This is a genomic window from Isoptericola sp. NPDC056618, from assembly GCF_042792715.1.
Taxonomy (GTDB): Bacteria; Actinomycetota; Actinomycetes; order Actinomycetales; family Cellulomonadaceae; genus Isoptericola; species Isoptericola nanjingensis.
Genome location: NZ_JBHTVZ010000002.1, coordinates 67,348 through 88,702, shown reverse-complemented (window position 1 = coordinate 88,702; position 21,355 = coordinate 67,348). Strand labels below are relative to the sequence as shown.

The 21,355-nt window shown below is 74.5% G+C and carries 18 protein-coding genes; 7 read left to right on the top strand and 11 right to left on the bottom strand.

What is annotated here, in order from left to right:
* Positions 1–2: 2 nt before the first annotated feature.
* Positions 3–1,214, bottom strand: coding sequence for a TetR/AcrR family transcriptional regulator (locus ACFQ8T_RS03450; RefSeq protein ID WP_430545168.1), 1,212 nt, complete (start codon positions 1,212–1,214; stop codon positions 3–5).
* A 157-nt stretch (positions 1,215–1,371) separates the two neighbouring features.
* Here ACFQ8T_RS03450 and ACFQ8T_RS03445 point away from each other — a divergent pair, with 157 nt between their 5' ends.
* Positions 1,372–2,952, top strand: a complete 1,581-nt coding sequence (locus ACFQ8T_RS03445; protein WP_430545167.1) for a long-chain-fatty-acid--CoA ligase — start codon at positions 1,372–1,374, stop codon at positions 2,950–2,952.
* Positions 2,953–3,005: 53 nt separating this feature from the next.
* On the opposite strand, the gene ACFQ8T_RS03440 is transcribed toward ACFQ8T_RS03445, so the two are convergent.
* The 3 genes from ACFQ8T_RS03440 to glnA all read right to left on the bottom strand — a co-directional run bounded on the left by ACFQ8T_RS03440 (position 3,006) and on the right by glnA (position 8,648).
* On the bottom strand, positions 3,006–3,992 hold the full coding sequence (locus tag ACFQ8T_RS03440; protein WP_430545166.1) for a DUF808 domain-containing protein: 987 nt from the start codon (positions 3,990–3,992) through the stop codon (positions 3,006–3,008).
* Positions 3,993–4,113: 121 nt separating this feature from the next.
* Positions 4,114–7,314 (bottom strand): bifunctional [glutamine synthetase] adenylyltransferase/[glutamine synthetase]-adenylyl-L-tyrosine phosphorylase, encoded by a 3,201-nt coding sequence (locus ACFQ8T_RS03435; RefSeq protein WP_430545165.1) that lies wholly within the window; start codon positions 7,312–7,314, stop codon positions 4,114–4,116.
* Entirely contained in the window at positions 7,311–8,648 is a 1,338-nt protein-coding gene (gene glnA / locus ACFQ8T_RS03430; RefSeq protein ID WP_430545164.1) for a type I glutamate--ammonia ligase, read from the bottom strand. Before glnA ends, ACFQ8T_RS03435 begins: the two co-directional genes overlap by 4 nt.
* A 118-nt stretch (positions 8,649–8,766) precedes the next feature.
* Between glnA and panB the strand changes: the two genes are divergently transcribed.
* On the top strand, positions 8,767–9,639 hold the full coding sequence (gene panB, locus ACFQ8T_RS03425; RefSeq protein WP_430545163.1) for a 3-methyl-2-oxobutanoate hydroxymethyltransferase: 873 nt from the start codon (positions 8,767–8,769) through the stop codon (positions 9,637–9,639).
* Between the two features lie 7 nt (positions 9,640–9,646).
* Here panB and ACFQ8T_RS03420 read toward each other — a convergent pair whose 3' ends face one another.
* Positions 9,647–10,510 (bottom strand): alpha/beta fold hydrolase, encoded by an 864-nt coding sequence (locus tag ACFQ8T_RS03420; protein ID WP_430545162.1) that lies wholly within the window; start codon positions 10,508–10,510, stop codon positions 9,647–9,649.
* Between the two features lie 58 nt (positions 10,511–10,568).
* Positions 10,569–10,766 carry an SPOR domain-containing protein gene (locus tag ACFQ8T_RS03415; RefSeq protein WP_430545161.1) on the bottom strand — a complete coding sequence of 66 codons (198 nt, stop codon included), beginning with the start codon at positions 10,764–10,766 and terminating at the stop codon, positions 10,569–10,571.
* Positions 10,767–10,794: 28 nt separating this feature from the next.
* Here ACFQ8T_RS03415 and ppgK point away from each other — a divergent pair, with 28 nt between their 5' ends.
* Positions 10,795–11,562, top strand: coding sequence for a polyphosphate--glucose phosphotransferase (ppgK, locus tag ACFQ8T_RS03410; RefSeq protein ID WP_430545160.1), 768 nt, complete (start codon positions 10,795–10,797; stop codon positions 11,560–11,562).
* 18 nt (positions 11,563–11,580) lie between these two features.
* On the opposite strand, the gene ACFQ8T_RS03405 is transcribed toward ppgK, so the two are convergent.
* The 5 genes from ACFQ8T_RS03405 to ACFQ8T_RS03385 form a co-directional block, all read right to left on the bottom strand.
* Positions 11,581–11,970: an STAS domain-containing protein gene (locus ACFQ8T_RS03405; protein ID WP_430545159.1), complete on the bottom strand. Its 390-nt coding sequence runs from the start codon at positions 11,968–11,970 to the stop codon at positions 11,581–11,583.
* Positions 11,971–12,160: 190 nt separating this feature from the next.
* Complete coding sequence (locus tag ACFQ8T_RS03400) at positions 12,161–13,384, bottom strand: hypothetical protein (RefSeq protein ID WP_430545158.1); 1,224 nt, start codon at positions 13,382–13,384, stop codon at positions 12,161–12,163.
* Positions 13,372–14,037 carry a response regulator gene (locus ACFQ8T_RS03395; protein WP_430545157.1) on the bottom strand — a complete coding sequence of 222 codons (666 nt, stop codon included), beginning with the start codon at positions 14,035–14,037 and terminating at the stop codon, positions 13,372–13,374. Before ACFQ8T_RS03395 ends, ACFQ8T_RS03400 begins: the two co-directional genes overlap by 13 nt.
* A gap of 39 nt (positions 14,038–14,076) precedes the next feature.
* The gene (locus ACFQ8T_RS03390; RefSeq protein WP_430545156.1) at positions 14,077–15,015 is read right to left on the bottom strand and encodes a universal stress protein; all 939 of its coding nucleotides are present in this window, start codon (positions 15,013–15,015) and stop codon (positions 14,077–14,079) included.
* Between the two features lie 88 nt (positions 15,016–15,103).
* Entirely contained in the window at positions 15,104–15,475 is a 372-nt protein-coding gene (locus ACFQ8T_RS03385) for an STAS domain-containing protein (RefSeq protein ID WP_430545155.1), read from the bottom strand.
* A 264-nt stretch (positions 15,476–15,739) separates the two neighbouring features.
* Here ACFQ8T_RS03385 and ACFQ8T_RS03380 point away from each other — a divergent pair, with 264 nt between their 5' ends.
* From ACFQ8T_RS03380 to ACFQ8T_RS03365, 4 genes are all read left to right on the top strand, one after another.
* Positions 15,740–16,594, top strand: coding sequence for an alpha/beta fold hydrolase (locus tag ACFQ8T_RS03380; RefSeq protein ID WP_430545154.1), 855 nt, complete (start codon positions 15,740–15,742; stop codon positions 16,592–16,594).
* A 130-nt stretch (positions 16,595–16,724) separates the two neighbouring features.
* Positions 16,725–19,454, top strand: coding sequence for a LuxR C-terminal-related transcriptional regulator (locus tag ACFQ8T_RS03375; protein ID WP_430545153.1), 2,730 nt, complete (start codon positions 16,725–16,727; stop codon positions 19,452–19,454).
* Positions 19,455–19,553: 99 nt separating this feature from the next.
* On the top strand, positions 19,554–20,378 hold the full coding sequence (locus ACFQ8T_RS03370) for an alpha/beta fold hydrolase (RefSeq protein ID WP_430545152.1): 825 nt from the start codon (positions 19,554–19,556) through the stop codon (positions 20,376–20,378).
* A 13-nt stretch (positions 20,379–20,391) separates the two neighbouring features.
* Positions 20,392–21,249: an alpha/beta hydrolase gene (locus tag ACFQ8T_RS03365; protein ID WP_430545151.1), complete on the top strand. Its 858-nt coding sequence runs from the start codon at positions 20,392–20,394 to the stop codon at positions 21,247–21,249.
* The last annotated feature ends 106 nt before the right edge of the window (positions 21,250–21,355 follow it).

The window sequence follows — 21,355 nt, the reverse complement described above, 5'->3', positions numbered from 1 at the left end:
CACTAGACGCCCAGCACGGTCTCCAGCACGACCCCGATCCATCGCTTGGCCTCGGGCGCCGGGCTGCGGCGCAGGGCGACGCTCAGGTCGGCGACGACGTTGAAACCGGCGTGCACGAGGAACCGCAGGTCGCGCGGCTCGAGGTCCGCGCGCAGCCGCCCGAGCAGCTCGACCCAGTCGTCCACGTGCGCGCGCTGGAGCCGGCGCAGCCGGCGCTGGTCCTCGGCGTCGAGGGCCCCGACGTCCGCCGTGTAGACGTCCATGAGGTCGCGCTCGTCGACGGCGAAACGGACGTACGCCGCCTCGAGACTGCGCAGCGCCTCGCGGGGGTCGGGGCGCCCCAGCGCGTCCTCCGCCGCGGCGTCGAGGGTCGCGGCCGCCCGCTCGCACGCGGTCCGCAGGATCTCGGACTTCCCGCTGAAGTGACGGTAGACGCCCGACGGCGTGATCCCCACCGCGGCGGCGATCTCCTCGATCGAGGCCTCGTGATAGCCGCTCCGGGCGAACGCCGCGATCCCCGCCTGCGCGAGCTGGTCGCGCCGGCGGCTCGGCCGCGCGGGCTCCTCGGCCGGCCGGTCGCCCGGCGACGACGCCGTCGGCGCCGGACCCGGCGTGTCGGTGAGCACGCGCATCGCCGCCTCGCGCAGGAGCCCCTGCAGGGAGGCGACGGCCATCGGGGTGCGGTGGGCCGTGACGCTCGCGATCACGCTCAGCGCGGCCAGGGCGACGAGGTCGAGCGTGTGCGCGTCGAGGTCGGGCCGCAGCATCGCGGCGGGTCCGGCGAGACGGCGCCGCAGCGCGGTGAACTCCGCGGCCAGGGCCCGGCGGTCCTCGGGGCGCAGGTAGCGGCTCTCCCAGCGATAGATGTTCCCGGAGGACCGCATCGCGATCGTCTCGCCCGAGACGGCGTCGAGGACGGCCTCCGCCTCAGCGCGTGCCGTCGCCGGGGTCCGGTCGGCGACCTCGTCGACCGCCGCGGTCGCGTCGGTCAGCCGGGCGACGAGGTCCATCGCGATCTCGCGGAACAGCTCGTACTTGTTGTCGAAGTGCCGGTAGAGCGCCGCCGCGGTGATCCCCACGGCGTCGGCGACGTCCTGCATCGCCACCCGGTGGTACCCGCGCTCCGCGAAGGCGACCGCGGCGGCCGCCTCGATGGTCTGCCGCCGGTCACGAGGGCGCCTCCTGACCTGGTCCGCCGCCCTCGCCTCGCTCACGCTGCACACACTAACGCCGGCTCCCCGCGGGGTCTGGCACTCCGATGTGAATGGTGAGTAACATGATCCCGTCGACCCCCGCGGGCGGCAGGAACGGACGGGACGAGGCGACGGCGCCTCGCCCCGGACTCGGCTCACGTACGAAGAGGTGCATGCCATGAGCGACGTCACGGACGCCATCCCCCCGACTGTCCGCCGCAACCACTGGATGAACCAGGTCCTGACCCATGCCGCCACCAAGCCGGACGCCACCGCGTTCTCGTTCCTGGGCGAGGTGACCACGTGGGCCGACGCCGCCCGGCACATGGACACCCTCGCCGCGGCGCTGCAGCGTCGCGGGGTCGGGTTCGGCGACCGCGTGCTGCTCCTGACCCTCAACCACACCCTCGTGGTCGAGACCGTCTTCGCGATCAACCGGCTCGGCGCCGTCGCGGTCCCCATGAACGTGCGGCTCTCCCCCGCCGAGATCGCCTACGTCGTCGACGACGCCGACGCGGACCTCGTGGTCGTCGACCAGCCGCTCGCCCCGCTGCTCTCGGCCGCACGGCAGCTCACCGACCGGCTCCGCAGAGTCGTCGTGGTGGGCGACGCCGCCGACGGGCAGGAGAGCATCGCCGACCTCCTGGCCGAGCCGCTCGACGGGTTCGTCGCGCCCGACGTCCCCGAGGACTCGACCTGCCTCATCATGTACACGTCGGGCACCACCGGGCGCCCCAAGGGGGCCATGCTCGACCACCTCAACATGACGGCGCAGTCCCTCACCGTCCTGCGGGTGAACGAGATCTTCGACGAGTCCGACGTCGCCTTCCTCACCGCGCCCCTGTTCCACATCGCCGGGCTGGGGTCGATCGCCGCCAACTTCGTGGTGGGCATCCCGACCGTCATCCACCCGCTCGGCGCCTTCGACGCGGCGGCACTGGTCGACGCCTGGGAGCGCGAGGGGGCCACCATCGTCTTCAACGTGCCGCAGCAGTGGCAGGCGATCTGCGCCGTCCCCGGCATCCGGGAGCGCGACCTGCGGCTCCGCGTCATCAGCTGGGGCGCCGCGCCGGCGTCCGACACGCTGCTGCGCACGATGGCCGAGACGTTCCCCGACGCGCTCAACGTCGCCGTCTTCGGCCAGACCGAGCTCTCCCCCATCACCTGCGCCCTGCGCGGTGAGGACGCCCTGCGCAAGCTCGGGTCGGTCGGCCGGCCGGTCCCCACCGTCCAGTGGCGCGTCGTCGACACCGAGCTCCGCGACGTCCCGCCCGGAACCGTCGGGGAGATCGTCTACCGGGGGCCGAACCTCATGAAGGGGTACTGGCGCAAGCCCGCCGAGACGGCGGCCGCCTTCGACGGCGGCTGGTTCCACTCGGGCGACCTGGTGCGCCAGGACGAGGACGGCTTCGTCTGGGTCGTCGACCGGCTCAAGGACATGATCATCTCGGGCGGCGAGAACGTGTACTGCGCCGAGGTGGAGAACGCCCTCTTCGCGCACCCGCGGATCGCCGCCGCGGCCGTGTACGGCCGACCCGACGAGCGCTGGGGCGAGGTACCCGTCGCCGCCGTCGTCCTCACCCCCGGCGAGCCGCTCGGCCTCGCGGAGCTGCAGGGCTGGCTGGGCGACACCCTCGCCCGGTTCAAGCAGCCCAAGGACCTCGTCGTCCTCGACGCGATCCCGACGAACGCGTCCGGCAAGGTGAACAAGGTGGCGCTGCGCGAGAGCGACCGCGGCGCGGTGACCGTCGCGTCGTGACCGCCCGCGCGTGAGCCCGTCGTCCACCCGGGAAACCCCGGGCGGACGGCGGCTCAGGCCTGCGGCTCGTCGGCGGCCGCCGCCTCGCCCTCGGCCCCGTGCTCGGACCCGTGCTTCTTCCCGAAGGGCAGCACGTGCACGACGGCGACGACGACGGCGCCCACGATCACGCCGACCAGGGCGGAGAAGAACGTGTTGACCAGCCAGCCGAGGAACCCGCCGATGCCGGGCACGGCGTGCGCGACGGTCTCCTCGAGGTGGTGCACGAACTCGTAGGGCGCGTGCCACCCGAGCTCGTCGGTGCCGGTCAGCAGGATGTGGCCGCCGACCCACAGCATCGCGACGGTCCCCACGACGGAGATCACCGCGAGCACCTTGGGCATCCCTGTCACGAGCGCGCGGCCGACGCGCTGGCTGCCCCGCGAGTCGCGGCCGGCGAGCGCCAGACCCATGTCGTCCATCCGCACGATGAGGCCGACGACGCCGTAGACGATCACGGTGATGGCGAGCGCGACGACGAGAAGGATGAGCAGCCGCGAGAAGAACGGCTCGTGCGCCACCTCGTTGAGGGCGATGACCATGATCTCGGCGGACAGGATGAGGTCGGTGCGCACGGCGCCGGCGACGAGGCTCTTCTCCGCATCCGGTCCCACCGTCGCGGCGGGCTTGTCGTGCCCCTCGTGCCCGCGCAGGCGACCCCAGATCTTCTCGGCGCCCTCGAAGGCCAGGTACGTGCCGCCCAGCATGAGGATCGGCGTGAGCAGCCACGGCGCCCACTGGCTGAGGATCAGCGCCACCGGGAGGATGTAGAACACCTTGTTCCGGATCGATCCCCAGGCGATCTTCTTGACGATGGGGATCTCACGGTTCGCGGCGACGCCGTGCACGTACTGCGGCGTCACGGCCGTGTCGTCGACGACGACGCCCGCGGCCTTCGCCGTCGCCTTCGCGGCGGCCGCCCCGACGTCGTCGAGCGAGGCGGCGGCGAGCTTGGCGATCGCCGCGACGTCGTCGAGCAGGCCGAGCAGGCCGGCGCTCACGCGACCGCTCCCGAGGGTCGGCGGCGAGCGGTCGGCGCGCCCGTGGGCGACGGCGATGACATCAGCATGGACATATCGTGCCGCATGCCGCGGCGCAGGGGGACCCGCGCTCGGCAGCGCATCACTCCTCGCCGTAGAAGACGCGCTCCACGACCGTGCGGGCGCGGCGGGCGGTGCGGAGGTAGAGCTCCTCGAGCTCTCCCCCGGTGCCCACGTCGCCGAGCAGGGCGGCGACGCCGGCCAGGTCGCGCGAGTCGTGCGGCAGCCGGTCGGTCTGCGCTCCCGTGGTGCGCCCGGACCAGAGCACGACGGCCGACCGCAGGCGCGAGGCGAGCACCCACGCGTCACGCAGCTGGGCGGCGTCCTCGGGGTCCAGGAGGCCCGCCGCGGTCGCGGAGTCGAGCGCCGCGACCGTGCCGGTCGTGCGCAGGGCCGGCACCTCGCCCGCGTACTGCAGCTGGAGCAGCTGTGCCGTCCACTCGACGTCCGCGACGCCGCCGCGACCGAGCTTGAGGTGGCGCGACGGGTCCGCCCCCCGGGGCAGCCGCTCCGCCTCGACCCGCGCCTTGATCCGCCGCACCTCCCGCAGGCGCGCGACGTCGAGCCCGCCGGCCGGGTAGCGCAGCGGGTCGACGAGCGCCTCGAACCGGGACCCCAGCGAGCCCTCTCCGCCGGCGTCGCCCGCCACCGGCCGGGCGCGCAGCAGCGCCTGGGCCTCCCACACGCTCGACCACCGCCCGTAGTACTCGGCGTACGAGTCGAGGGTGCGCACGAGGGGCCCTTGCCGGCCCTCAGGGCGCAGGTCCGCGTCCACCGGCAGGGTCGGCTCCGGGCCGACCTCCGACAGCAGCGCCCGCAGGCGCGTCGCGGCGCGCGTGGCGAAGTCCTGCGCGAGCTGGGGCGCGGCGCCCGGCACCGGCTCGTGCACGAACATCACGTCGGCGTCCGAGCCGTACCCCATCTCGCGTCCGCCGAGCCGCCCCATCGCGACGACGAGCAACCGGGTGGGGTTCGCCTCCGGCGACTCCCCCAGCTCGAGCTCGGTGCGCGCCGCGTGCTCGGCGGCGCGCAGGCCGCCGGCCAGGACCATGTCCGCGGCGTCCGAGACCGCGGCCGCGGCGTCCACGGGGGCCAGCAGGCCGAGGACCTCGGCGGCCCCGGTCCGGGCCAGCTCGCGACGGCGCAGGGCCCTCAACCGCTGGGCCGCGGACCTCGGCTCGTCGGCCCGCGTGAGGATGGCGTCCGCTTCCGCGGCCAGCCGCTGCGGGCCACGGGGCTCGAGGCCCGACGTGTCCGCGAGCCAGCGCACCGACTCGGGCGAGCGCGCCAGGGCCTCGGCGAGGTACGTCGACGAGGCCAGCAGCCGGCTCAGGTGATAGGCGGCGTTCTCGGAGTCGCGCAGCAGGCGCAGGTACCAGGGCGTGGCGCCCAGCTCGTCGGACAGCTTGCGGAACGCCAGCAGCCCGCCGTCCGGGTCGGCGCCCTCGGCGAACCAGCCGAGCAGCACCGGCAGCAGCTGCCGCTGCAGCGCCGCCCGGCGCGACGTGCCCGCCGTCAGCGCCACGACGTGCCGCATCGCGCCGTCGGGGTCGCGGTAGCCGACGGCGGCGAACCGCTCGCGCGCGACGTCCGGGGACAGCGACAGCTCGGCGTCCGAGAGCTGCGCCGAGGCCGGCAGCAGCGGCCGGTAGAAGACCTCCTCGTGCAGGGCGCGCACCTCGCGCCGCGTCGCCCGCCAGCGCTCCAGCAGGCCCTTCGCGCCCTCGGTGCGCATGCCGAGCGACCGCGCGAGGCGGCGCAGGTCCTCCTCCGCGGTGGGCAGCAGGTGCGTCCGTCGCAGCCGGAACAGCTGCACCCGGTGCTCCAGCGCGCGCAGGAACCGATAGCAGACCGCCATCCGCGCGGCGTGCTCGCGCCCGACGTACCCGCCGGCGGCCAGGGCGGCGAGCGCGGACAGCGTGTGGGGCGAGCGGATCTGCGGGTCCGCGCGTCCGTGCACGAGCTGCAGCAGCTGCACGGTGAACTCGACGTCGCGCAGGCCGCCCTTGCCCAGCTTGATCTGCCGGTCCGCCTCGGCGGCCGGGACGTGCTGCTCGACGCGGCGGCGCATCGCCCGGGCGTCCTCGACGAAGTGCTCGCGGTGCACGGCCGACCAGATGAACGGGTCCACGGCCGCCCGGTAGTCGCGGCCCAGCGCCGCGTCGCCGGCCACGGGGCGCGCCTTGAGCAGGGCCTGGAACTCCCACGTCTCCGCCCAGCGCTCGTAGTACGCGAGATGGCTCGCCAGCGTGCGCACCAGGGGCCCTTGCGCGCCCTCGGGCCGCAGTGCGGCGTCGACCGGCCACAGGGCGGGCTCGGCGGAGGTGGCCGAGCACACGCGCTGCAGCCCGGTCGCGAGACGGGTTCCGACGGCGAGCGCCGCCTCCTCGTCGAGGACGCCCCCGTCCGGGAGCTCTCCCGGCTCGCACACGTACACGACGTCGACGTCGGAGACGTAGTTCAGCTCGCGCCCGCCGGTCTTGCCCATGCCCAGGACGGCGAGCCGCACGCCCGCGCCGTGGTCGTCGAGCTCGGCCCGCGCGACGGCGAGCGCCGCCTCCAGTGCGGCCGAGGCCAGGTCGGCGAGCGCCGCCCCGACGACGGGCATGCGCGTCAGCGGCTCGCTCGCGGTGAGGTCGTCGGCCGCCAGCGCCAGCAGCCGGGCGCGGTAGGCCCGGCGCAGCGCGTCCGTGGTGGTCGCCGCGCCCGCGTCCGGCCAGCCGACGCCCGGGCCGGCGTCCGGGTCGGCGGCGACCGGCACCGCGGCGCCCGGGTCGGCGCCCACGGCACGCAGCAGCGCGGCACGCACCTCGGCCGGGCCGGTCACCGTACGCGGGCCGGGGTCGGCGCCGTCCTCCCCCTCGCCGTCGATGTCGATGTCTTCGATATCGACGTGCTCGATGTCGTCCGTGTCGAGCGCCGCGCCGTCGGGCACAGCGAGGACGTCGAGGAGCTCGGGACGGCGCACGACCTCGTCGCCCAGAGCCGACGAGGCGCCCAGCACGGCCAGCAGGCGCGTGCGCGCCCGCGGCGGGGCGCCCTCGTCGAGCAGGGCCCCGAGCCGCTCGCGGGCGTCGGGGTGCTCCGCGAGGCGCACGAGCTGCAGGAGCGCCAGGTCCGGGTCGGCGCAGGTCCCGACCGCCGCCAGGAGCGCGTCCGCACGACCGGGCTCCGCGAGCGCCTCCTGCAGCGCCGGGTCGGACCAGAGCGACGCCGACCTCGTGAGGTCCGCGAAGCCGGCGTGGAGCAGCCGGCTCGTGAGGGTCGGCGGGCGGGCGGTCACAGGTTCTGCAGGAACCGGCGCAGCTCGTAGGGCGTGACCTGCGCGCGGTAGGCGTCCCACTCCTGCCGCTTGTTGCGCAGGACGAAGTCGTAGACGTGCTCGCCGAGCGTCTCGGCCACCAGCTCGGAGCGCTCCATGAGCTCGATCGCCTCGTCGAGCGACTGCGGCAGCGGGGCGATGCCGAGGGCACGCCGCTCGCGGTCCGTCAGCTCCCAGACGTCGTCGCCCGTGGCCTCCGGCAGCTCGTAGCCGTGCTCGATGCCCTTGAGACCGGCGGCGAGCAGCACCGCGAACGCGAGGTACGGGTTCGCCGCCGAGTCGAGCGCCCGGTACTCCACGCGGGCGGAGTTGCCCTTGCCCGGCTTGTACATGGGCACGCGCACGAGGGCGGACCGGTTGTTGTGGCCCCAGCAGATGTAGCTGGGCGCCTCGGCGCCGCCCCACAACCGCTTGTACGAGTTGACGTACTGGTTGGTCACGGCCGTGATCTCGGCGGCGTGCACCAGCAGGCCGGCGATGAACTGCCGGGCCGTCTTCGAGAGCTCGAACTGGGCGCCCGGCTCGTGGAAGGCGTTCTGGTCGTCCTCGAACAGCGACAGGTGCGTGTGCATCCCCGAGCCCGGCTGGTCGGCCATCGGCTTGGGCATGAACGACGCGAACACGCCCTGCTCGAGCGCGACCTCCTTGACCACCGTACGGAAGGTCATGAGGTTGTCCGCCGTGGTCAGCGCGTCGGCGTACCGCAGGTCGATCTCGTTCTGTCCCGGGCCGGCCTCGTGGTGGGAGAACTCCACCGAGATGCCCATCGACTCGAGCATCGTGATCGCGGCGCGGCGGAAGTCGTGCGTGCTGCCGCGGGCCAGGTGGTCGAAGTAGCCCCCGTTGTCGACCGGGACCAACGGGTCCTCCGGCGCCGCGAGCTGGTTGAACAGGTAGAACTCGACCTCGGGGTGCGTGTAGAAGGTGAAGCCCCGGTCGCTGGCCTTGGCGAGCGTGCGCTTGAGCACGTTGCGCGAGTCGGCGAGGGAGGGCTCGCCGTCCGGCGTGAGGATGTCGCAGAACATGCGGCCCGTGCCGTGCCGCTCACCACGCCAGGGCAGCACCTGGAACGTCGTGGGGTCGGGCTTGGCGATCATGTCCGCCTCGTAGACCCGCGTCAGCCCCTCGATGGAGCTGCCGTCGAAGCCGATGCCCTCCGTGAACGCCTGCTCGAGCTCGGCCGGGGCGACCGCCACCGACTTCAGCACCCCGAGCACGTCGGTGAACCAGAGCCGGATGAAGCGGATGTCGCGCTCCTCGACCGTGCGGAGCACGAACTCCTGCTGCCTGTCCATGAGCCCATCCTGCCCGAGAAGTGTTAACGGGGTATGTCCTGGCGTCTCCCCCGCGCGTGCCGGGCTCCGACCTGGACGGATACCCGGTACCGCACGTCGGAGGCATAGGCTGGCCGCCATGTCGAACCCCGGTCACGACGCCGCCGCCGACGTCGCCGCAGCCCCCTCGCCCGCCGCCGACCTCACGCGCCGCCGCCGCGTCCGGGTCCACCACCTTGCCGAGGCCAAGGAGCGCGGGGAGAAGCTCACGATGCTCACGGCCTACGACGCCGTGACGGCCCGGATCTTCGACGCCGCGGGTCTCGACCTGCTGCTCGTGGGCGACTCGATCGGCAACACCATGCACGGGCACGCGACCACGCTGCCGGTGACCCTCGACGACATGATCCCGCCGGCCCGCGCCGTCGCCCGCGCCGCCGAGCACGCGCTCGTCGTCGTCGACCTGCCGTTCGGCACCTACGAGGCCGGCCCGGAGCAGGCCCTCGCCTCCGCGGTGCGGGTCATGAAGGAGACCGGCGCCGCCGCGATCAAGCTCGAGGGCGGCCGCCGGTCGGCGGCCCAGATCCGCGCGCTCACCGACGCCGGCATCCCCGTCGTCGGCCACCTCGGCTTCACGCCGCAGTCGGAGAACATCCTCGGCGGCCCGCGGGTCCAGGGCCGGGGCGACGACGCCGCGGAGGCGCTGTGCGAGGACGCGCTCGCCGTGCAGGAGGCCGGGGCGGTCGCCGTCGTGCTGGAGATGGTGCCGGTGGAGGTCGCCGCACGCGCCACCGAGATCCTGCGCATCCCGACCATCGGCATCGGCGCGGGCCCGCGCGTCGACGGGCAGGTGCTGGTCTGGACCGACATGGCCGGGATGACCGACTGGTCGCCGCGGTTCGCGCGGCGGTTCGCCGAGGTCGGCAACCTGCTGCGCCAGGCGGCGCAGGACTACGCCGCCGAGGTCCGCGGGGGCACCTTCCCCGACGCCGCGCACTCGTTCGAGCGCTAGCCCGGCATCAGGCGGCGCCGGGGTCGCCCGTCAGGGCGAGCATCGCCGCCGCGACCCGGGCCGCAGCGGCGTCGGGGACCGCCGTCGAGGCCTCCTCGAGGACCAGCAGCCTCGCTCCCGGGATCTCGCGGGCGAGCGCCTCTCCGTTCCCGACCGGGAAGAACGGGTCGCGGCGGCCGTGCACCACGAGCGTCGGGACCGCGATCTCGCCGAGCCGCTCGCGCCACCGGGGCGTGCAGTCGAGGGCGGCGAAGACCATGCCCTGCTGGTTGGCCGCGTGCACCGCCGGAGCCGTCCCCGGCGTGCGGTCCCAGACCCGACCGGCGACCACGCGCGCCGCGGCAGGGTCGTCGCCGAGGATCTCGGCGCTGCGGGCGGCGTGCTCGGCCACGGCGTCGCGGTCGGACCAGTCCGGCTCCGCCAGCGCGAACAGCCGCCCCATCGCCTCGGCGTCGTGGTCGGGCAGGTCGTCGTCGACCGGGCCCGGCGCGACGGGACGCGTGCCGACCAGGGTCAGCTCCGCGAACGCCCCCGGATGGTCGAGCGCGGCGACCTGGGCGACCATCCCGCCGACGCCGATGCCCGCCAGGTGCGCCGGCCGGTCGTCGAGCTCCCGGGCGATCGCCGCGGCGTCGGTCGCGAGGTCGCGCAGCGTGTAGGCCGGCGCCCCGGGGTCCACGGTCGTGGACGCCCCGGCGTCGCGCAGGTCGTACCGCACCACGTGGCGCCCGCCACGGGCGAGCGTCTCGCAGAGCGCGTCGGGCCAGGACAGCATCGTCGTCCCGCCCGCGCAGAGCACCAGGGGGGCGGCGGCGTCCCCGAAGTGCGCCACGCCGTGCGTGACGCCGTTCGCCTCGATCCTCGTCGTCATGCGGGGCCGACCTCGGTCGCGGCGAGGACTCATCGGTCCGCCGCGCGAGGCCCCGCCGTCAGTCCTTGCCGCGCCAGTCGGCGTCGTCGCCCTCCCACTCGTCGTTGCGTCGCTGGGCCGAGTCCAGGGCGTTGCGGGCCGCCTCCCGCGAGGGGTAGGGGCCCATACGGTGGCTCCAGCTGGAGCGGTCGCGGCTCTCCTCGACCTCACCGGTCTTGGTGTTGTACCAGTACTGCACCGGGCTTGTGTCGCTCATAGGACGATCCTGCATCAAGATGGGGCCCATGGTGGAGGCAGCGCAGCCGGTCGCGTTCGGCATCGACATCGGCGGGTCGGGAATCAAGGGGGCGCCGGTCGACCTGGCGACGGGTGAGTTCGCGGACGAGCGCCGCCGCATCCCGACCCCGGAGAGGTCCACCCCGGACGCCGTGGCCGGCGTGCTCGCCGAGCTCGTCGACTCGTTCGAGCTGCCGGCCCACGTGCCGGTCGGCGTCGCCTTCCCCGCCCCGATGGACCATGGCGTCGTCCGGTTCATCGCCAACCTGCACCAGTCGTGGAGGGGCGTCGACCTGCCCGCGCTGGCCAGCGAGGCCACGGGCCGGCAGGTGACCGCTGTCAACGACGCCGACGCCGCCGGTGTCGGCGAGCAGCGGTACGGCGCCGCCCAGGGGCGCGACGGAGTCGTCCTCATGGTCACGCTCGGCACCGGCATCGGTTCGGCGTTGCTCGTGGACGGCGTGCTCGTGCCGAACACGGAGCTGGGCCACCTCGAGATCGACGGGCACGACGCCGAGTCGCGGGCCGCCGAGTCCGCCCGCGAGCGCCACGACCTGTCGTGGCACCAGTGGGCCGAGCGGCTGCAGCGCTACTTCGAGACGGTCGAGATGCTCCTCGCGCCCGAGCTCATCGTCGTCGGCGGCGGGGTGAGCAAGCACCACGAGAAGTTCCTGCCCCTGCTGAACCTGCGGGCGCCGATCATCCCCGCCACCCTGCGCAACCGCGCCGGGATCGTCGGGGCCGCCGCCCTCGCCGCCAGCGGTCGCGACCACTGACGCTCCCGCGTCCGCCCGTCAGCCGGCCAGGCTGTGCGGCGCGGCGGGCGTCGGCGCCGTCGGGGTCGTGGTCCGGGAGAGGATGTTCGCGTCCGGGGGCACGTCGAGGTCGAGCATCCGCAGCACGTCGAGCACCGCGGCCGGCGGACGGTGCAGCGACACCCGCAGGCCCTCGTCCCGGCCGATCCGGCAGAGCTGGACGAGGAACGCGACCCCGGCGGAGTCGATGAACGTCACCCGCGACGTGTCGACGACGACGGGGAGGTCACGCTCGAACGCCCTCGCGAGCGCCGCGCTCGCCTCGTTGCGCAGGGCGATGTCGATCTCGCCCCACATGTCCACCACGCTCACGTCGGTCCGCTCCACCAGGGCGATTCCCCCGGCCTGCGCCTCGTCGGTGAAAGTCATGCCGCACCTTCGTCCCACGTCCTGCGTCCCTGCGCGCCGCTGTCTCGAGCGCTGCGATCCGGACTCGCGACCTCGTCGTCGCGACGCCCGCAACGCTACACCTCTGCGAACCTCCGGCGGAACCTCACCAGAGACTTTCTTTACCGAGCGTTCACAGAGCCGTTCACGGGGCACCGGGGCCCGACGCCGGTCACGACGCACCGTCCCCGGCCGCGGGGTCCGCGGTGAACGGGAGCCGGAAGGCGAGCCGGCCTCCTCCGTCGGGACCGGCGCCGAGGGCGAGGGTCCCGCCGCGGTACTCGATGCGCTCGAGGTGGCGCCGCAGGCCGTGCAGCTCCGGCGCAGGGTCCGTCGGCCCCGTGCCGTCGTCGTCGACCACGGTGACGAACACCCAGCGGTCGGCGTCGGCGGTGGGCTCGGCGTCCGCACGGACGGTGACCGTCCGCGCCCGGCCGTGCCGGAGGGCGTTGGTCACCGCCTCCTCGACCGTGTAGATCACCACGAGACGCTCCGCCATCGGCATCCGCAGACCCTCCCGGGCCACGAGGTCCCGGTAGCGGTCGCCGAGCTCGATCGACGCGTCGACCTGGGGCGGCAGCCGCCGCAGCAGGACCTCGATCGCCTCCTGGGGGCCGAGGTCGGCGCCCGACGGGAAGACGCTGTGGCTCAGCGAGCGCACGTCCTCCTCGCGGATCTCCTCGATCGTCTCGGTCCAGTGGCGCACCTCGGCGGCACGGTCGTCGTCACCGGCCGACGCCAGCTGCTCGGCGACACGGTCGAGTCCCGCCGTCACCGTCACGAGGTGGAACTGCAGCGTGCCGTGCAGCTGGTCGAACACCAGCCGGCGCACCCGGATCTCCTCGTCCTGCAGCTCCTCCACGGCGCGGGCTGCGCGGAGCGCCTCCTCCTCGCGGCGCTGCTGCTCCGTCCGGGCCTGGTCGACCAGCGACGCGGACAGGAGCCCGGCGGACATCCCGACGACGCCCGCGGCGAGCCCGAGCGTGCCGACGGCCGCGACGTAGGCGCCGCCGGTCGGCGTGCTGCTGATCGCGGTGAGCGCGAGCATCCGTGGCACCGAGGCCACGGCCGAGACGCCCGTGACGACGACGAGCCGGGCAGGCCACCGGCGCGACAGCGGGCGGAAGGCGAGCGTGCCGGCGATGACGACCGCCCCGAACGCCAGGTTCACCACGAGCACGACGACGCCGTCGAGGGTCACCCCGAGAGCGCTGCGCTCGTGCGTGATCGCGGTCTGCAGCCCGCCCCAGCCGGCCCACCCGGCCACGGTCATCAGGGCGTACAGCACGAAGTTGGCCCCGGCGACGGCGACCGCGATCCGCGTCCTGTCCCGCAGCAGGACGGTCTCCGCGGCGCGCCCCCGTGCCGGGGCGACCCGCGCGCTCAGGCCCGCCACGAGCGGCCGGTCTGCTCGAGGAACGCGAGCACCGCGGCGACGCGCCGGTTGTGCTCGGTGCCGTCGACGCCGAGGCGCTGGTAGATCGACTTCAGATGGCTCTCGACCGACCGCTCGTTGATCCCGAGCCGGTCTGCCGTGGCGTGGTTCGACAGTCCCTCGGCCACGAGCCGCAGCACCCCGAACTGGGCGGGCGTCAGCGCGGAGACGGCCGACCCGGGGCGCGGCGTGGAGCGCTGCACGAGGTACGGGTCGAGCACCACCTGCCCCTGCGCCGCCGCCGCGACCGCGCGCACCAGGACGTCGCGCGCGAAGCTCGACCGCTTGGACAGGTAGCTCCACGGGCGGGTCGCCTCGCCCTGCACGGTCGTGAACAGGCCCATCACGTCCTCGCTCGACAGCAGCATGACCGCCAGGCGCGGGTCGGCCCGCTGCAGCGCCACCCCGAGCGCCACCCCGTTGCCGTCGGGCAGGTTCACGTCCAGCAGTGCGACGTCGCACGACCCGGGGGTGAAGACCAGTCTCGCCTCGGTCACGCCGGGCACCGAGTGCACCACGCGCAACGACTCCTCGGCCGACAGGGTCTGCTCGAGCATCCCCCGCATGAGGGCCTCGTCCTCGACGATGCCCACACGCGTGCGGGGAGTCACCATGCCGCCGATCGTAGGCAGGGCGCGGTCCTCCCCGCCTGGTCAGTCGCCGTCCGCGCGTCCGCTACCGGCCCGCTCGGACGCGCGCGCCGGGATCAGCACGGGGCAGTGGGACCGTCGCAGCACCGCCTGACTCGTCGAGCCCAGCAGGAGTCCGCGGATCCCGCCTCGTCCGCGAGAGCCGACGACGAGCAGGTCCGCGGCCGCCGAGCTGTCGGCCAGGACGTCGGACGCGTGCCCCTCGACGACGTCGGCGCTCACGCTCAGGTCCGGGTGCTCCGCCCGGAGGCGCGCGACGTCCCGGTCGAGCTCCGCGCGGGCGCCGCCGAGGACCGACTCCCGGAATCCCGGGTCGAGCCAGGGTGAACCGCTCCAGCCGACGAGGGAGACCGCCCGCACGAGCTCGACGGCGGCTCCCCAGGCACGCGCCTGCGCGACGGCGGCCTGCAGCGCGGCATCCGAGGACGGTGAGCCGTCCACCCCGACGACGACCTTGCCGAAGCGGTCGAGGGAGTCAGCCGCGAGGGAGCCGTCGTCGACCCGCGCCCGCCCCGGCACGACGACCGTGGGGCAGGCCGACCGCACGGGGAGGTTCGCCGAGACCGTGCCGAGCAGCCGCTCCATGAAGCCGCCGGCACCGCGCGCCCCGACGACGACCAGCCCGGACCGCGCCGACCGCTCCGCGAGCGCGGTCGTCGCGTCGGCGATGGTCACCTCGGTCGTCGCGGGCACGCCGGTCGCGACCACCCGCTCGTGCGCGCGAGCCAGCAGGTCCTCGACGTACCGCTTCGCGTACAGGTCGTCGACCATCGGGACGTCGTGGGCGAAGCTGTAGCTCCCGGTAAACCCTGGCAGCGTGTAGGCGCTGAGGACGTGCAGCTCCACGCCGGCGCGGCGGGCGAAGGCGGCGGCCCAGTCGAGCGCGTGCAGACTCTCGTCCGAGCCGTCGACCCCGACCAGGACGTGCTGCGGTGCGTTCATTTCCACCCCTCGGTGTCGTGGCCGCGGGGGGCGGTGCACCCGCGGGTCGGTCGTGGTGGCCCCGCCACCGTGGTCCTCCTGCCCGGCGTCAGGCACTGGCACGGCCTGCGGAGCGCACCACCGGGAACCAGCGGTCCAGCTCGAGGAGCCCCAGCACCTCCGTGACGACGACGGCCGGGTCGAGCAGCGCCACCGGGACGCCGGCCGCGCGGCACAGGCGCACCACCCGCTCCAGCAGGGCGACGCCCGACGAGTCCATGAACGTCACGTCGTGCGTGTCGACGAGCACCGGCCGGCAACCCGCCAGCGTGTCGAGCATCGCGATCGTGGGCACGGCCTCGGCGACACATGCCGCATCCACCTCGCCGGCCATCCGCACCATCACCACCCGGCCGCGCACGGCGGCCTCGATCGCTGCGCGCGGCGCGCCGCGCGATCCTCCGGGCGGACTGCCGACCACGTCGGCTACCGAGGTGGGCGAAGCGGAACGGTTCACGGGAGGCCTCCGGTCGGGGTGTCGGACCTGTCCATCCCACTCCGGCCCGTCCACGCCGGCGCCGCCCCCTGCGTGGTACCACGCAGGCCGCCTCCGGGAACCCGGGGCACGCGGCAACCCCTGGGTCGCCACGGCGACGCCGCCGACACGGACTACGCGCCGCGCGTGGTCCGCGACACCTCCTTGCCCCGGAGGCTGGGATCCCCTGAACTCGTCGAAGGAGATGCCATGTCTGAGCAGTCCTCGCTGGCGATCCGGTCACGCCGCGTCGTCGCGGCCCTGATCACGGTGCTCGTCGCCGTTCTCGGTCTGGCTCCGCTCACGGCGTCGGCCGGCCCCTCGGCCGCGCCCGCGGCAGTCGCGGAAGGCCGCCCGACCGCCCCCAGACCCACCGTCGTCCTGGTCCACGGGGCGTTCGCCGACTCGAGCGGCTGGACCGTCGTCGCCGAACGGCTGCTGGACGACGGCTACCCGGTCCTGTCGTTCTCGAACCCGTTGCGCGGCGTCGAGCACGACGCGGAGTACCTGCGGCAGTTCCTCTCGACCGTGGACGGCCCGATCGTCCTGGTGGGCCACTCGTACGGCGGTGCGGTCATCACGAACGCCGCGACCGGGAACGACCAGGTGAAGTCGCTCGTGTACGTGGCCGGCTACGCGCTCGACGAGGGCGAGTCCGTCGCCGCGGCGAACGCGCTCGGCGGGGGCCACACCGACGTGATCGACCACCTCGTGCTGCGGCCCTTCCCGGGTGCCGGGGAGGGGAACGCCGACGCGTACATCGACCCCGAGTGGTACCCGCGGCTGTTCGCCCAGGACCTTCCGCGACGGCTCGCCGAGACGATGGCCGGCGCCCAGCGACCGGGGGCCCTCGCGTCGTTGGTCGAGCCGTCCGGCGAGCCCGCGTGGAGGTCCGTCCCGAGCTGGTACATCGTGGCGAAGGACGACCGCATCATCCCCCCGGAGGCGGAGCGTGCCATGGCGCAGCGCGCCGGCGCGACGACGGTCGAGATCCGCGCCTCGCACTCGGTGATGATCAGCCATCCCCTCCAGGTCCTGCGGGTCATCAAGGCGGCCGCGAGGTAGCCACCCCGGCGTCGTCCCCGCCCCTGTCCGGGCCCTGCCTGCGCCGTCCCCGCGGCGCGGCAGGGCCCGGTGCGGGTGATCTTCGCGCTCGGCCGCGCAGGCGTGGGAGCGCTTCCCTATCGTGTGGCTCGTGCACGGCACCGGCGGCCTGCTCGGCCGCGAGAGCGAACAGCGAAGGGTCGCCGAGGTGGTCGGCGCGGCCCGCAACGGGCACGGCAGCGCGCTCCTGGTCCTCGGTGAGCCCGGCGTCGGGAAGACGACCCTGCTCCGTGACGCCGCGCCGGGCGCCGGGACACGGGTCCTGCGCCTCGACGGCTACGAGTCCGAGTCGTCCATGCCGTACGCGGCGGTCGAGCGCCTCACCGGCGTGCTGCGGGAGCACCTGGCCGAGATCCCCGAGCGGCAACGCCTGAGCCTCCAGGTGGCCTCCGGCGCCGCCGACGGGCCCCCGCCGGACCGGTTCCTGGTCGGCCTCGGCGTGCTCAGCCTGCTCGCCGCCGCAAGCACCCGGGCCGGGCTGCTCTGCACCGTCGACGACGCGCACCTCCTCGACCGCGAGAGCCTCGAGGCGTTCGCGTTCGTCGCGCGCCGCCTCGGCGCCGAGCGCCTGGCGCTCGTGCTCGCCGGGCGCGAGGAGCGCGAGCTGGACGCGGTGCTGCGCGGGGTGCCGGTCCTCGCGCTCGCGGGGTTGTCGCCCGAGCCGGCCGCGGCGCTGCTGAACCGGTCCGCGGCGGGGCCGTTCACCCCGACGGCCACCGCCGCGATCGTCCGCGCGACGGAGGGCAACCCGCTGGCCCTGGTCGACCTGGCGGCCGATCCTCTGCTCCGGGAGATGACCGACCTCGGTCTCGGCCCCGAACCCGTGCCCGTGGGGCAGCACCTGGAGGCCCACTACCTGCGCCGCGTGATGCACCTGCCACCGGCCTCGCAGCGCTGGCTCCTGCTCGCCGCGACCGACTCCACCGGCGACCTGGAACTGCTCGAGACCGCCGGCGCCGCCCTCGCCATCGATGCCGCACGCCGGGAGGACGCGGAGACGGCCGGCCTCGTGCACCTCGAACCGACGGTGGGGTTCCGGCACCCTCTCGTCCGCTCCGCGGTGTACGGGTCGGCGTCCCGCGCCGAGCGCCGGAGGGTCCACGGCGCGCTGGCCGAGGCCGCCGCGAAGCTCGGCCTCGTCGAGACCGAGGCGTGGCACGCCTCGCGCGCGGCGAGCGGGACCGACGAGACCGTCGCGGAACGCCTCGTGCGTGCGGCGGACCTCGCGGCACAGCGTGGCGGTTCGTCGTCGCGCGCCAGCATCCTCGCCCGCGCGGCCGAGCTCACGCCGTCCGGTCCGGTGCGCGGCGAGCGGCTGGTCGGCGCCGCCGAGGCGGCCCTGGAGGCGGGGGCCGCCGACGTCGCCGTGCGCCTGCTCTCGGACGTCCGGGAGGCGGGCCTCGACCGGGTGACGCGAGGCCGGGCCATCCTCGTCCGCAGCGCTGCCGCCTTGTTCGTCTCCGATCCCGACGGCGTGCGGTCGTCGACCTCCGATCAGCTCCGGGCAGCCGACGAGTTCCACGGCCACGACGTCACGCGGGAGCAGCGCGCGCTCGTGCAGGCCTTCGAACGGTGCAGCAGCGCGGACCGGCTCCTGGTGGGGGTCGACGTCCCGACGCTGGGGCGCCGGATCGCCGCAGGGGCGGCGACGCCCGGTCCTGCCTCCGTGATCCTGCGGGGGGTCGCCGCGCTGATCCTCGAGCCGTACGATCGCGCCGTCCGTCCGGCGCGCGGGGCCTTCGACGCGATCCTCGCCCTGCCGGACCGGGACCTGGTCCACCGGGGCACCCTGATCGCGGCGCTCGGCGCCTTCCTGTGGGACGACGCCGGCCGCCGGGCGGGGCTGGAACGGGCGATGCGCGCCGCGCGGGACGGGGGCGCCCTGCAGGCGCTCGACACCCTGCTCTGGGTCGGCGCGCTGTCGGAGCTCATGGGGGGCACCGTGAGCCGCGCCCTCTCCTTCGACGCGACGGTCCGCGAGGTCCGCCGTGCGATGGGCTACGACGGCGAGAACGTCGTCAACGCCGCCGTCATGGCCTGGAGCGGCAGCCCGGAAGAGGCCGTGGAGGCCGTCGGGCAGGGCGCCGCCGCGGCCGGGTGGGGCGGCGTCGAGGCGTCGGCCACCGCGGCCCTCGCGGTCCGCAACCTCGCCGAGCGCCGCTACGAGCGGGCCTTCGCGCGGCTCCACCCTCTCGTCGAGGACCCGTTCCTGCAGGCCACCCCGCTCCACTTCGCCGACTACGCCGAGGCGGCCGTGCGGAGCGGTCGGCACGAGGACGCGGCACGCGCTGCCGAGGCGCTCGACGCCCGCGCGAGGGCGAACGGCTCCGCATGGTGCCGCGGACTCGCGGAGCGCGCCCTCGCCCTCGCCGGCTCCGACGACGACGAGTCCCACTACGCGGCGTCGGTCGACGCGCTGTCGAGCACCTGCGCGACCGTCGAGCTCGCACGCTCCCACCTCGTCTACGGCGAGTGGCTCCGACGGGCCCGACGACGGCGGGACGCCGCAGCGCACCTCCACCTCGCCCTGGACCACGCCGACCGCAGCGGTGCAGCCGTCTTCCAGGGCCGGATCCGCGCCGAGCTCGACGCGGCCGGCGGCACCGCGGGCGCACCGGCACCCAGGTCCGGCCAGGACCTGACGACGCAGGAACGGGCCGTCGCCACGATGGCCGCGGCCGGACGGACCAATGCCGAGATCGCGGCCCGCCTCTTCCTCAGCCCCCACACCGTCGACTACCACCTGAGAAAGGTCTTCCAGAAGCTCGGCGTCACGTCCCGGCGACAGCTCTCCGAGCGTTTCGACCCCATCGCCCCCTAAGGCCCGTGCCACGGACTACGCGAACCACGTGGTCCGGGCAGGTCGGATGGCGGGCACCCTCGGAGCAACTCGTCCCGATCAGCGCCAGGGAGGCCCACCGTGCCCTACATCACCGCCGACGACGGTGCCGAGATCTACTACACCGACTGGGGCACCGAGGGGACGCCCGTCCTCCTCAGCCACGGCTGGCCCCTCAACTCGGACGCCTGGGCGTCCGCAGCCCTGTTCCTCGCCGAGCACGGCCACCGCGCCATCGCGCACGACCGGCGGGGGCACGGACGGTCGAGCCGCACCTGGGACGGCAACGAGATGGACACCTATGCCGACGACCTGGCGTGCCTGGTCGACGCGCTCGACCTGCGCGACCTCACCCTGGTCGGTCACTCCACCGGCGGCGGCGAGGTCGTGCGGTACGTCTCGCGGCACGGCACCGACCGGGTGGCCCGCGTCGTCCTGGTGTCCGCCGTCCCGCCCCTCATGGTGCGGACCGACGACAACCCGGACGGGCTGCCGATGGAGGTGTTCGACCAGATCCGCGCCGGCGAGCGCGCTGACCGGTCGCAGCTCTACCGGGACCTGGCCGACGGGCCGTTCTTCGGACACAACCGCCGCGGCGACGTCGACCAGGGCTTCCGCGACGCCTTCTGGCTCCAGAGCATGGCCTGTGGGCACCGCGCGGCGTACGAGTGCATCGCGGCGTTCTCCGCGACGGACTTCCGGCCCGACCTGGCCAAGATCGACGTCCCAGCCCTCGTGATCCACGGCGACGACGACCAGATCGTGCCCTACGACGTCGGAGGCAGGCGGTCGGTCGAGCTCATCGCCGACGCCCGCCTCCTGACCTATCCGGGCAGCGGCCACGCCCTGCCCGACACCGACCGCGACCGGCTGCACGCGGACCTGCTGGCGTTCATCGACTCCTGAGAGGGCACCACCCATGACTGACATCAGCGACACGAGCGACGCGACCGCGAGCAGCACGCCCGACACCGTCGTCCTCGTCCACGGACTGTGGATGACACCCCGGAGCTGGGAGGGCTGGGTCCAGCACTACCAGCAGAAGGGCCTGACCGTCGTGACGCCCGCCTACCCCGGGTTCGAGATCGAGGTCGAGGCCCTCCGCGAGAGCCCGGAGGTCATCGCCGACCTGACCGTCCCCGAGACCGTCGAGCACCTCGCCGCCGTCATCGAGGGCCTGGACCGCCCGCCGATCATCATGGGCCACTCCTTCGGGGGCGCCCTCACCCAGATCCTCCTCGCCCGCGGGCTCGGCGCTGCCGGCGTCGTGATCGACTCCGCCCCGACCGAGGGCGTCCGGGTCAACCCGGCCTCGCAGGCGCGGTCGCTCTTCCCCGCGCTGAAGAACCCCGCGAACCGGCACCGCGCCGTCGGGTTCACCCCCGAGGAGTTCCACTACGCGTTCACCAACACCCTCACCGAGGAGGAGTCCCGCGCGGTGTGGGAGCGCTACGCGATCCCCGCCCCCGGGCGGTGGGTCTGGGACTACGGCCTCATCGCCAACTTCAAGCCCGGACACCAGGAGACCTGGGTGGACTTCAGCACCGACCGCGCACCGCTGCTGTTCATCGCCGGCGAGCTCGACCACATCATGCCGCCATCCGTGAACCGGTCGAACGCCAAGCACTGGGAGAAGTCGCCGGCCGTCACCGAGTACTACGAGTTCGAGGGCCGGGACCACTGGACCTGCGCCGCGCCGGGCTGGGAGCAGGTCGCCGACCACGCCCTCGCCTGGGCGCTCGAGCACGCGCAAGGGACCGAACGGGCCACGGCCTGACGCGGGACCGCGGGCGGACGCGCCGGGGGGCGGTCCCCCCGGCGTGTCAGGGCCGCTTGGTAGAACCGTGAGGTCGGCTCCCGACGGCGGAGCCGACTTCGCGACC